Origin of the sequence: Pedobacter terrae (assembly GCF_900100705.1) — a bacterium.
In the GTDB taxonomy this organism is placed as follows: Bacteria; Bacteroidota; Bacteroidia; order Sphingobacteriales; family Sphingobacteriaceae; genus Pedobacter; species Pedobacter terrae.
Map to the genome: position 1 here is coordinate 153,238 of NZ_FNCH01000001.1, position 13,083 is coordinate 166,320.

Genomic DNA, 13,083 nt, shown 5'->3' on the forward strand with positions numbered 1-13,083 from the left:
ATTTAACGACTGCATATTTCCCACCAAGATAAGACATAATTGCAATATTAAAATCCGTGTCTAAATTTTTTTGATAAAATACGTTGCGCTCAACACATTAAAAATGGGTAGTTTTAATTAATTATAACTTATATTGCTAATCGGCTCTTATTTTTTCATCGGTTTTTATCTTATTTGCAATAATGATTTGGCATAAACGTTTGATTAATTTATAAAAAGCAATAGTTTTGCGGCCCGTTTATTGTTAGCGGAAAAGTAATATTATTTAATTAACGGATGTTTACCATCCCTATAAAAGAAAAATTATGGACAAATTTAAAAAAGTGCAAGATCTAATCTCTTCTGTTGAAGCAGACGTAACAAAATTTTATGATGGTGGTAATGCTGCAGCAGGTACACGTGTACGTAAAGCTATGCAAGACTTAAAAGTTTTAGCCCAGGAAATTAGAGCTGAGGTAACTGATAAAAAAAATAGCGCAAAATAATTTGTTTTCGCTTTAAACAAAAAGCCCATCTACACCTAGACGGGCTTTTTTGTTTGTATCTGATGTCTATATTTAAGCCATCTGTAATGTTACTTGCGTTTGCTGGTAACCAATTTATCGGTAAAAAAGTCACGAAAATCATTATAATAAAGATCGCCAACGGTAAAGCTAATGTGGTTAGATAGTGTTAATCTCGTACCTTCAACATGTAAAATATGATTGATGGAGATAATATAACCTCTGTGCAGCTGAATAAATCCTTTATCTATGTTCAGCTGTTCTTTAATATCTTTCAGGCTTAAATAGGCAATAATTACTTTTTCTTTAGTATGAATTTTGATGTAGTTGTGAAAACTTTCAAAAGCAATGATGTCTGCGTATCGTACTAAAACAGCTTTGTGTGCTTCGGATTTATTTTTCACAAAGAAATAATCCTCTTGTGCGGCATCTTCTGTTTCTTGTCCAAAAACCCGGTTTAGTGTGAAGGCAAATTTAGCATACCCGTAAGGTTTGAGTAAATAGGCATCTGCATCTGCTTCAAAAGCTTCAAAGGCATATTCCTCATGCGAAGTAGTAAATATCAGTTTTCGGGTTTTAGAGCGGATTGCTTTAGACAGTTCAATGCCCGAAAGCTGTGGCATTTGAATGTCCATAAATATCACATCTACCAGATCAATATCTTTCAGTTCGTTTAGCGCTGCCATCGGATCGGTGTAACTAGCCAGCAGTTCCATATTCGGAGTGTCCGCAATATATTTTTCAAGACCCGAGATCGAGTTTTGCTGGTCGTCAATGGCTATACACCTAATCATTTGTAAATGTTATTTTTATATAACGAATTTACACCTTTTTGCAATGAAAATAGAATAATTATCACGTTTTACCTTAATTTTTCTCTCTGTAAGCTTATTCAGAATAACAAAAAGAGCTTGATCGTTTATGTAAGGGCAATTAGCAGGTATAATCCAATAAAATTTTATGGTTCATTGATCTGATCGGTAGAAAGATGATACTTTGTGTGCAGTTTGAAAAAATTGTTGGTCATTCTGTGTGTAAGATTGCAATATTTACTTTACGGCGTGGATGATGAGGAGAAAAAGTTACTAGTATTGTAATTATTGATGTCAGAATTTAATTCGTATTTGTACCGATCTGTAACGGAAACAGGCCGATCTGTGTAAGCAAATACCGGAAATGAGAATGAAATGCGATATTAGTAAATGATTTAAAAAATGAATGAATTTAAGATGCGAATCATTTTATTTTGATAAATACTTAACATCTACCTATAGACGCATAGCATCTAAATTATCTCTCTTTCCTATCTAAATTAGCGCTCTTTTTTAGATAGGAATTTTTAATCAGATCAGCTTTAGTTCATTCAGTCTACTCCTTTAAGTATTTCAAAATATCTGACTACAATGTTTAAGTGCGATCAGTTTTTTGAAAAATAAATAAAATTTATCTTTATCAGCTTCAGCGTAGTAGAATACTATTTAAAAGTATTGGTACAGCGCTTTTGCTCAAATCACTGTGATAGCAAAGTACATTTACATTTGCTGGATAAATTTAAACAGGCGCTAAGTTTAAACGGTTTTTATAAAATAGACAGCATTTTTTTTGATCTGTTAAACGATATCGGCCAGGAGTCGGTACCGCTTGCTGCAGCTATTGTATAATATGCTTTCGCCTTATCCCGGTTACCCTGAATAAGCCTGACATAAGCACTTAACTCATAAATAAAGTTCTTTAATTTGGTGTCTATTCCTTTTTCAGCACCTAAATAATCGAATAATGCTGCAGCTGCATTTAAACGTTTATCATTAAAACTTTCTATTTTAAAACCGCCCGGCATTGCAAACCAGTATTCCCAAATTCCACCATTGGCATGCTTGTTATAGGCATCTTTAACCAATTGAATACCCACTTCTAATAAAATGTTGTTGATTGTGTTGTCTTTTTTTTCCGTATTTTTACCCAATTCGAAATAGCGGTTTACAGTGGGCTGTAATCCTTTTTGGTTGATCTCGTCCAATATCATCTCTTTCCGGTACATTGGCTTATCGCTCATTAAAAACTGCTCGTAAGCAAAACTTGTAGGAAAATGATCGCTTATTTTTTCTAACCGATAACCTTTTGCTAATTCTTTCTTTAAATCAATTACATAGGGGTGCTCAAAGTCGTGAAAGTGATACATGGTTATCATCCCACGTTTAAGATCGTAAATATTACTATAAATAGTAGATAACTTTCCTTCTTGGCGGGTACGATTTAATATATCGCGAAAAAAAGGAACGTTTATCGTTTTTGCTTCTGTTAACATCCCTTCAGAGAGGTCGTATCTCCGGCATGAATAGGTTTCGTTTTGTACTTTGCTGATATCAAAATTTGTATTGATCTGATAATATCCTGATTTGGGTAATTTCGTTCCGGCATTGATCACTATTGAATTTCCAAGTGCATCCGCAATTAATACCTGCGAGCTGATCGAGTAATCGTATTTTTCAAGATAAGCCAAAGCTTCCTTCACCGTTTTACATTTGCCAAGAATTTCAAAAAAAAGATCTCCCTGGTAGATATTTTTAGGGTGATATTTAGCAGGATCTATGTTTTGTGCGGTAAAATCATAAAACAGGCCATACTCATTCATGGCGGCCTGTGCTTGCAGATCAGGCAGTCCGAAACAAACCGAACCATATCTTTCTGCAGTTTTAGGGTTAAACCACATCCTCGCAAAGCCCATGTAATCATCTTCGTTCGCTGCAGCAAATACTTCGCCTTTTAGTGCACAGGAAATTACTGTACATGCTTGGCTTTGCCTAAAGAAAATAAATATAGCAATTACCGCAAGTGTTGTTATTTTTTTCATGTTTAAATTTTCTTCAATGGTGCCAAGCTTATACCAATTCGCTTAAACATATATTAGCGCCTACATCGCACACTTTTTAACCGAAATCGGGATCAGCATATTTTCAATACCGTACAATATGCGACCATTACCAAACCATGTAAATATAATAATTCTTATTGTTTATGCCTAGTTAAGACAGTATCGGATTTATTTCATGCTATTAGTCGCAGGTAGAATAGCTAAACAGCGATAAAAATGGATAGACACGGAACAAATCTGCATTTATCTAAAATAGCTGGATGCTGTGTAAAAAATTGCAAACATAAAGGCTATAAGTGAGATAAGTGCCTGTGTGATGCAATGAAACCGATTGTATTTGTATTATCTTTGTATCATCTCTATGCGTATTTACCGTTCATATTCTGATAGCGAATTGGCATACCTGTTAACTCAAGGTGATGAACTGGCTTTTACCGAAATTTACAACCGTTTTTATGGACTACTTTTCATCCACGCCAGTAAACGTTTAAACGATGAAGAAGAAGCGAAAGATGTATTGCATCAATTGTTCGAATCGCTATGGGTTAAACGTTTACAGGTAGCACCCGACGGTAATTTATCCGCTTATTTATATACAGCTGTACGTAACCGTGTGCTGGATGTTTTTGCACATCAAAAAGTAGAAAGCAAATACGTCGATTCTTTGCAGGATTATATAGATCAGGATCATGTACTCACTGATTATTTGGTGCGTGAAAAGCAAATGGCATTATTGATTGAGCAAGAAATCAATGCTTTGCCACCCAAAATGCGCGAAATATTTATTTTAAGTCGCAAAGCGAATAAAACGCATAAGGAAATTGCGTTAGCATTAGGTCTTTCGGAATTAACGGTTAAAACCCAGGTTAAAAAAGCACTACGGATTCTGAAATCGAGGTTGGGTGTAGCTATTTATATAGCTTTCCTCTTTAAAACCTATCAATAAGGTGCTTTCAGGTGCGTAATTAAATCTTTTTCTCCAAATTAGCTACGTCAGAATTATTTTTCAGAAAAAAATAATATTCTGATACCCCCAAGCCTATACCTTAGCCGTATATACATTAATCAACCCGAACAAACTTTCTTTTAATGGAGAAAAATGCGAAAAAGCTTTTAGAAAAGTATATTGCTGGTAATTGTACGCCAGAAGAAATGGCTGTTATAGAAAATTGGTACCTACAATTACCTTTTGAAAAAGATGCACCTCATCATTCCTTAATAGAGGCCAGCAAACAAGAAGTTTGGAACCGGTTAAGTCCTCGTGGTAAATCTGTAAAAATGCTCACCATTAAATGGGTTGCAATCGCTGCAAGCCTGATTTTATGCCTGAGCGTTGGACTTTATTTTGTAATGCTGCGTTACGCTCCTCCTCGCACTGTTAAAACCGAATTAAAAAATATTCTTCCAGGAGGAAATAAAGCCGTGCTTACCCTGGCAGATGGAACTGTTGTGGATCTGGATGATGCCAAAAATGGTCAGATCGCCAATCAAAGTGGCATTGTCATCAGGAAAGCGAAAAATGGTCAGCTCGAATATATCATTAAAGAAACCCCAAATGCAGCTGTGACAGGCTCAAATACTATTGCTACGCCGCGTGGGGGCCAGTATCAGGTGAATCTTCCTGATGGAACAAAAGTTTGGCTTAATGCAGCTACAACTTTAAAATACCCTTATGCTTTTGCAAAAAATGAAAGACTGGTAGAATTAATTGGTGAGGCCTATTTCGAAGTTTCTAAAGATCGTATCCGTCCTTTTAGGGTAAAAACAGGGACACAAACAGTTGAAGTTTTAGGTACGCATTTTAATATTAACGCTTATAAGGATGAAGCTGTGGTGAAAACTACGCTTTTGGAAGGTGCCGTAACAGTAAGTTCCCGGTCGGGTTCGGTAAATCTGCATCCGGGTGAACAATCGATATTGAATGCAACCAGTACCGGGTTATCGCTAAATGATCAGGTAGATATAGATAAAGAAATGGCCTGGAAAAATAATGTTTTCTCTTTCGATAACGACAATTTGCAGAGCATTATGCGCCAGATTTCCCGCTGGTATGATGTAGATGTAGTTTATCAGGGCAAAATTACATCAGAAAAATACGTAGGGGAAATACCGAGAAACAGCAACCTGGCCGAGGTTTTTAAAATATTAGAACTGAACCACGTTCATATTGATGCTAAGGGCAAAGTAATAACTGTAACAGGAAATTAAACAAGAACGGCTTCTTTAAACAGCCACAAAATCAACCAACCAATTACCAACTAACTAAACTTTATGATGAAAAAACTACCGGAAATTTAACTGAATACCTTAAAAAAAACCGAAAGCGTGGCAACGCTTCCGGTAGAAATTTGGACAAGCAGCTTGCTTCGAAACCCAGCTGCTATTTTTTAACCTCATTCATAACAAAGGTATGAAATTAACTACCCTTTACAACCCCGTGTGCGACATGCGGAGGGTAAAGATTAAATTTTTATTGGTCATGAAATTGACTACAATCTTACTATTGGTCGGCGCCTTACATTTGTCCGCGGCCGCATTTTCTCAAACCGTTACGCTCTCTCGAAGAAAAACGTCTCTTAAACAGGTTTTTAAGGAGATAAAAAAGCAAACTGGCTATTTTTTCTTCTATAAGGGGCAATTATTGCAGGATAAAACTGATGTAATAGTGGAATTCAATAATGCATCACTTACAGATGCGCTGAATGCTTCATTAAAAGATCAAAACCTAAGCTATAACATTGTTAATAAAACCATTGTGATTAGCCGTAAGGAGAATTTACCAGCGGTTGCAGCAAGTGTAGCGGTAAAAATCGAGGTGAAAGGTGTTGTTGCCGATAAAGCTACAGGCGAAACCCTTCCCGGCGTTAATGTTTCCGTTAAAAATGGTGCAAGCGTAGGCATTACCAATGAAAAAGGCGAATTCAAAGTCAATGTTGATGATGGAAGCGTTTTGGTTTTCAGTTATGTGGGTTACGAATTGTTTGAAACCAAGGTTACAGGTGCTAAAACGTTAAACGTTAAGCTTACCTCAAAAATGACCCAAATGAATGATGTGGTGGTTACAGGTTATCAAACGATTAAAAAAGATAACTATACCGGTAACGCTGTAACCATATCCGGAGAACAACTGAGAAGGGTAAATCCACAAAATTTGCTGCAAAGCATTGGCACATTCGATCCTTCCTTTAAACTGATCGACAATAATTTGGCAGGTTCAAACCCGAACAGGATTCCCTCCATTAATGTTAGGGGAGCTTCGGCATTACCCAGCGGTGATGGACAGGTGCTGAGAAGAGATGATATTCTTGGAACGGCAAACATGCCTGTGTTTATGCTTGATGGATATGAAGTGAGCGTACAAAAAGTATTTGATTTGGATGTAAACCGCATTGCGTCAGTTACCTCGCTAAAAGATGCAGCTGCAACGGCAATTTATGGTTCTCGCGCCGCCAATGGTGTAATTGTGATTACTACTAAAACACCCTTAGAAGGAAAACTGCGTGTAGAATACAATTACGAACTGAATCTAACTGCTGCTGATCTGAGTGATTACCAGGTTTTAGATGCAGCTCAAAAACTGGATTACGAGGTTTTGGCAGGATTGTACAGTTCTTCAAAACAGCAGGTTCCACAAGATCAGCTGGATGAAATTTATTACCACAAAAAAGCCAATGTGGTAGGTGGGGTTAACAGTTATTGGTTATCACAGCCGCTACGGAATACCATAGGCCATAAACATGCTGTAAATCTTGATGGTGGTTCGCAGGCATTCCGCTACAATGTAAATCTTCGTTACCAGAACAGGCCAGGGGCGATGAAGGGTTCTGAAAGGGATCAATATTCTGGTGGAATGAGTTTTCAGTACAATGTGAAGAAACTTCAGTTCAGAAATGAGTTGTCCATCACACAGGTAGGCGCTAACGAATCTCCATATGGCGATTTTTCTAATTATGTAAGGATGAACCCTTATTACCCGTTAAAAGATGCCAATGGCATGGCGATGCGGATTTCGGATGTATATGAAAAACAAGATCGGTCAAAAGAATATGTTTTTAATCCATTATTTGATGCCAATTTAAGCAGTTTTAATAAATCGAAGTACACCGAAATTATCGATAACCTTTCTGCTGATTTAGAAGTGGCCAAAGACCTGAGATTAAGGGCACAGATGAGTGTAACCACACGATCTAATTCTGATGATGTTTTTACCTCGCCACTGGCCAATAAATATTACCTGTATACCACCGATAAAATAGATGAAAAAGGGGAGTATACCAACAGGGAAATGAAAGAAACCTATTGGGATAGTAACATTAGGTTAACCTGGTTAAAGCAGATTGGCGGTAATTATTTTAATGCTTTGGTCGGGGTAAATGCCCGTACAGAGTTGCGCGATCAGAAAGAATTTACGGCCATTGGCTTTGCTAATGATCGTTTTACCAGCATTGGCTTTGCTAAAGGTTATGCTGAAGATGGAAAACCGCAAAGCAGGCTTGAAAAGGCTCGTTTATTCGGTTCGTTTTTTTCGGTAAACTATTCGTACAAAAACCGGTACCTGATGGATGGAACTGTTCGTATTGATGGTTCTTCAAAATTTGGTGTAAACAATAAACTGGCTCCGTTTTGGTCGTTCGGATTAGGTTGGAATGTGCACCAGGAGGAATTTTTAAAGGGTAACCCCGTAATTAGCCAGCTGAGAATAAAAGCTTCTACAGGTCTTACCGGGTCAGTAGAGTTTGATCCTTATTTATCAAAAACCATTTACAAGTATAACACCGGAAACTGGTATTCATCAGGCATAGGTGCAGGGGTGAACAGTTACGGCAATGAAAACCTAGGCTGGCAAAAAACAAGGATGACGGATATCGGTGTAGACATTGGGCTTTTCAAAGACCGTGTAATGATTACGCCAAGGATATATAAAAAGTTTACCAAAGACATTTTGGCCGATATTACCTTACCTCCGTCAACAGGGTTTTTATCTTATAAAGAAAACCTCGGCGATATGGAAAACAAAGGTGCGGAGCTGGGCATAAACGTAGAAGCTGTAAGAAGCAAAGAATGGTCGGTAAATCTGAATGCCAATTTGGTTACCAATAAAAACAAAGTGGTAAGAATTTCAAACGCCTTAAAGAAATACAACGATAGGGCAGACGAACTCCAATCACTAAAGCCTGGCGACGGAGGTTACAGGGGTATTCCATTGCTTAGGTTTAGCGAAGGACAACCATTTAATGCCATTTACGGCGTGCGCTCTTTAGGCATTGATCCGGAAAATGGACGGGAGTTATACCTTAAAAAAGATGGTACACTAACTTACGATTACGATAAGAGAGATTATGTGGTAATTGGCGATCCTAACCCTAAAGTAAGCGGCTATTTTGGTGGAACAGTAAACTATAAAAGGTTTAGCCTGTACGTGCAGTTTCAAACCTATTTTGGTGGCGACAAATACAACCTCACCCTGGTAGAGCGTGTTGAAAATGCCGACCCAAGATATAATGTTGATAAACGGGTATTTGAGGAGAAGTGGAAGCAACCTGGCGACCTGTCCTTTTATAAAAACATAGCAGATAATGGTGAAACGGACGTTAGCTCCAGGTTTATACAGCCTGATAACCTGATCAACCTGCAATCAGTTAACTTTTCTTACGATATGAATAAAAAAATCGCGTCAAAATTGGCCATGTCGAGCCTTATGTTTCAAGTAACGGCAAATGATGTGGTGCGTTGGTCATCAGTAAAAGAAGAAAGGGGAATAAACTATCCATTTACCAGGAGTTTAACCTTCTCTATCAGAGCCGCTTTCTAAGCTATATTATTAACAGATTTAAAATATAAAAATATGAAGATTAGATTGTTAATCTGCCTCATCGTAATAACAGGAGTATTTAGCTCCTGCAAAAAATGGCTGGAAGTAGAGCCTGAATCAGAAATTGCAGCACCAACTTTATTCAGTACCGAAAATGGTTTTATGGAGGCTATAAACGGTGTTTATAACCGCAGTAGCGAATCGGATTTGTATGGGAAAGAGCTTACTTTTGGTACAACAGAAGTATTGGCGCAAAATTTTTCGATGCGTGAAGATGGACAGAATTATAGGGAAACGTCACTATACAATTATAAACATGGCGAATTTATTAAACGAAAGGATAAAATTTGGGCTGGTTTATACAATGCAATTGTAAACTGTAACCTCATTCTGGAAAATGTAGATGCAAAAAAGAACATCTTTAGCGGTAGCAATTACGCCATTGTGAAGGGAGAGGCGCTTGCCTTAAGAGCATATTTGCATTTCGATCTATTACGTCTTTTTGCACCCTCTTATCTGAGAAATGCCACTGCAAAAGGAATTCCGTATGCAAATAAATACACCAAAGACATTACGCCGGTTTCCAGCGTATCAGAAACGATTGATCTCATTATTAAAGATCTGGAGCAGTCGAAACAGTTGTTAATGGTCGATCCCATCCGCAGTGCCAGTTATGTGGTAAACTATCCCCTGGTTACCGATACACTCAAAAATACTGAAGAACGGAACCCAAGCCTTTTTTTACAGAACAGAAGACACCGTTTAAATTACTATGCGGTATGTGGTACGCTTGCCCGCGTATATCTTTATAAAAACGATAAAGTTAAAGCCTTACAGAATGCAAAAGAGGTAATTGACTCTAAAAAATTTCCATGGACTGCAAAAAGCGATTTTGAAGCTTTTGAAGATTCAAAAAAAGATCGCATTTTATATAAGGAACTTGTTTTTGGCTGGTATATACCCGGCGCTGCAAAAGAGATTAAAGACAACTGGTTTCAAAGTGGCACCCGTGGCTTTTATTTAATTGAGGATGCTGCAGATTATATTTATGAAAAGGCTACGGCGGGTGCGAGTGATTCGCGTTATAAATATTGGTTGTCTGCTACGTCGAGCCAATCATCAAGATCATACGATATTGTTAAATACCGTAGAAACCCTTTAAGCGCTGAGGCAAATGCCAACTTACATTATTTGATGGCTCCTGCCATCAGACTTAGTGAAATGTATTATATCGCTGCAGAGTGTTCATATGCAAGTAATCCCACAACGGCAGTAAATTACCTTACACAAGTCCGCGAGGCGAGGCAGATAGGCGATCCCTTATCCATCAATAGCGAAGAAGACCTGTTAAAAGAATTGCTTAAAGACGCACGTAAGGAATGGTTGGCGGAAGGCCAGCTGTTCTACATGTATAAAAGGTTAAATAGGGGGATTGTAGGGCAAACTGGAGCAATCATCCCCGCATCTGATAACATTTTCGTGCTCCCTCTTCCTAACGACGAGATTGTTTATGGAGGCAGATAAAACAATTTGAAATTTATTAATAGCAAATTATGAAAATATACATATTAATTTTCGCAGTTCTCTGTCTGGCTTCTTGCAAGAAAGCAGAAGAAATGCGTTTTGATCACAGCGCAAATGTTTATTTCGACATTTATAATGGAGATAAAGATAGCATTGTAAGAACCTTTGCCTATAATCCTACACTGGCGCAGGATACGGTATGGCTGCCGGTACGTTTATCAGGAATCAGAACCGATGCTGACCGGAAATTCAGTGCCCGTGTTGATGCTGATTCATCTACAGCTACGCCCGGTTTACATTATGAAGCTTTGAAACCGCAATATTCCATTCTTCCGAATAAGGGAATAGGTTATATCCCGGTAGTGATTTATAATAAAGACCGGCAACTGGAAAACAAATCGGTTTCGATACTGATCAAATTAACCGGAACGCCAGATCTCGGCATCGAAAACCCTTACCTGATCAGGGCAAAAGTTGTATTCTCATCAAAATTGGAAAAACCGAGCTGGTGGGATACCTGGCCATTACCGCCTTACTCAAGAACCAAACATGAATTGTTTATTCTGGTAACTGCGCAGACTTCTCTTACTACCGATGGACTAGATGCACCGAAAAACCTGTATTATATAGGTTTATTAACTACCATGTTAAACAACCCATTTAATTGGGTGGCCAAAAATGCAACAAAAGGTTATGTTATAGAAGAGGTTACTGCGGGAAATACCGATAGTTATTATTTCTACAACAAGAGCAACCCAGCTAAAAAAACGCTTTTGAGAAAGAACATGCAGAATGGTAAATATTATTTTATAGATGAAAATGGCAATGAGGTTATTTAATTCGAAGAACATGAATATTAAAAAATTAATCATATTAATAATTGGCGTGATTTCTTTAGCCGCATGTCATAAAGACCTGGGTAATTACGATATCGATATACCTCTGGAGCCAAAAGTGGCCAACCTCGATTCTGTTTACACCGCCAGTGTAGGAGATAGTTTGATCATCAAACCGAAAATAGAAGGGGCTGATGCCGCCAATGTAGAGCTTCAGTGGAGAATTAGTGTAATTGAGGGGAACGATGTGATATATAATGGCCCTGCATTAAAGATCATTTTCGGATTACAGGCTAAAAGATATCCAGCCCGCCTTACGGTTTACAATAAAGCAAATGGAATGAAATATTTCCATAAGTTTTATATTGAGGGGGCGACCGAATTTGCCAAAGGCACAACAGTATTAAGTGTTGAAAATGGTATCACTCAGTTTTCGTTTGTAAAGCCAGATGGCAGTGTGCAGGCCCGTTTGTACCGCGCCATGCAAGCGAAAGATTTACCCGCAAACCCCACCAACTTGTTCCTGTTAAGTAATACGTTTACCGGGGGCACCTTGCTGGGCTATTGGATCATTACCAAAAATGGTGGCATCAGGCTGGAGCCCAATACCATGCAGGAAGATCCAAAATATCCCAATATGCTGAAAGATAACTTTTTTACGTCGCCAGATAATTTGGAGGTGGGTTCACTGATTTCGCATCCGCAAGGGGTTATGATGGGCGTTGTAAACGGTAAATTTTATGGCGGCACAACCAGTACCTGGGATCAGGCAGCTACTTACGGCATGTTCGGTTTACCTGCTGATGGTGATTATGAACTCGCGCCGTCTTTTGTAATGAGTTTCACACAATCTGCCACCTATTTTATCGGATTTGACCGAAACAGAAAACAATTCGTGCGGATTAACCTGTATGGTGCCCCTGTTTACTTTGGTACCCAATATTCGGTTACTGCCAATGTTTTTGATCCGCTAAATGTTGGGATGGATCTTGTTCATATGGAGCAACTTAACAACGCAGATTGTTTTGCTTATTGCAAAGGAACCGATGGCAAAATTTATGAACTCAAGTTTAATGTTCAGTTTAATGGACCATTTACCTTTACGCCACAACATAAACGCTTATTTGTACGCCAGGAGTTAATTAATGAAAATACCAAATGGAGCGGTGCTAAAAATGGGGTAATCTACATGGCCAATGGCAGTAAGCTTTATCGCTATAACCCGGTAAATGAAGAGTTGAGGGAACTGGCGACCAGTTTTGCCGGAAAAACAATTTCGATGTTAAAACTTAGCGAAGATGAAGAAACGCTAATGGTAGGAACAGAAGAAACCGTTACTTTTTTGAATATAGCAACAGGAATGAATGGTGCATTCATTAAAAAGATTGAAGGTATTCCGGGAGCTCCTGTGGATATTGCAATTAGAAAATAATTGGATGAGACTTATTAAGACAATTTCGCGCTGAGCTTGTCGAGTTGAGCCTGTCGAAACATTACAAAAAGTGTTTAACGAGGTTCTTCAACAAGATCAGTATA

9 protein-coding genes are annotated in these 13,083 nt (G+C 38.1%); 7 read left to right on the top strand and 2 right to left on the bottom strand.

The window, feature by feature from the left end:
* Positions 1-305: 305 nt before the first annotated feature.
* Positions 306-485, top strand: coding sequence for a histone H1 (locus BLR60_RS00690; protein ID WP_057933955.1), 180 nt, complete (start codon positions 306-308; stop codon positions 483-485).
* An 89-nt stretch (positions 486-574) separates the two neighbouring features.
* Here the strand turns inward: BLR60_RS00690 and BLR60_RS00695 are convergent, their stop codons facing one another.
* Entirely contained in the window at positions 575-1,297 is a 723-nt protein-coding gene (locus tag BLR60_RS00695; protein WP_090496140.1) for a LytR/AlgR family response regulator transcription factor, read from the bottom strand.
* A 785-nt stretch (positions 1,298-2,082) separates the two neighbouring features.
* A complete protein-coding gene (locus BLR60_RS00700) occupies positions 2,083-3,354 on the bottom strand; it encodes a C45 family peptidase (protein WP_090496141.1) in 1,272 nt (423 codons plus the stop codon).
* A 382-nt stretch (positions 3,355-3,736) separates the two neighbouring features.
* On the opposite strand from BLR60_RS00700, the gene BLR60_RS00705 reads away from it, so the two are divergent.
* The 6 genes from BLR60_RS00705 (at position 3,737) to BLR60_RS00730 (ending at position 12,979) form a co-directional block, all read left to right on the top strand.
* Complete coding sequence (locus BLR60_RS00705) at positions 3,737-4,321, top strand: RNA polymerase sigma factor (RefSeq protein ID WP_090496142.1); 585 nt, start codon at positions 3,737-3,739, stop codon at positions 4,319-4,321.
* 143 nt (positions 4,322-4,464) lie between these two features.
* Complete coding sequence (locus BLR60_RS00710) at positions 4,465-5,583, top strand: FecR family protein (RefSeq protein ID WP_090496143.1); 1,119 nt, start codon at positions 4,465-4,467, stop codon at positions 5,581-5,583.
* A 271-nt stretch (positions 5,584-5,854) separates the two neighbouring features.
* Positions 5,855-9,187 (top strand): SusC/RagA family TonB-linked outer membrane protein, encoded by a 3,333-nt coding sequence (locus BLR60_RS00715; RefSeq protein ID WP_090496659.1) that lies wholly within the window; start codon positions 5,855-5,857, stop codon positions 9,185-9,187.
* A 33-nt stretch (positions 9,188-9,220) separates the two neighbouring features.
* Positions 9,221-10,711, top strand: coding sequence for a RagB/SusD family nutrient uptake outer membrane protein (locus BLR60_RS00720; RefSeq protein ID WP_090496144.1), 1,491 nt, complete (start codon positions 9,221-9,223; stop codon positions 10,709-10,711).
* A gap of 29 nt (positions 10,712-10,740) precedes the next feature.
* Complete coding sequence (locus BLR60_RS00725; RefSeq protein WP_090496145.1) at positions 10,741-11,550, top strand: DUF4843 domain-containing protein; 810 nt, start codon at positions 10,741-10,743, stop codon at positions 11,548-11,550.
* Between the two features lie 10 nt (positions 11,551-11,560).
* Complete coding sequence (locus tag BLR60_RS00730) at positions 11,561-12,979, top strand: PKD-like family lipoprotein (protein ID WP_167354653.1); 1,419 nt, start codon at positions 11,561-11,563, stop codon at positions 12,977-12,979.
* Positions 12,980-13,083 lie beyond the last annotated feature (104 nt).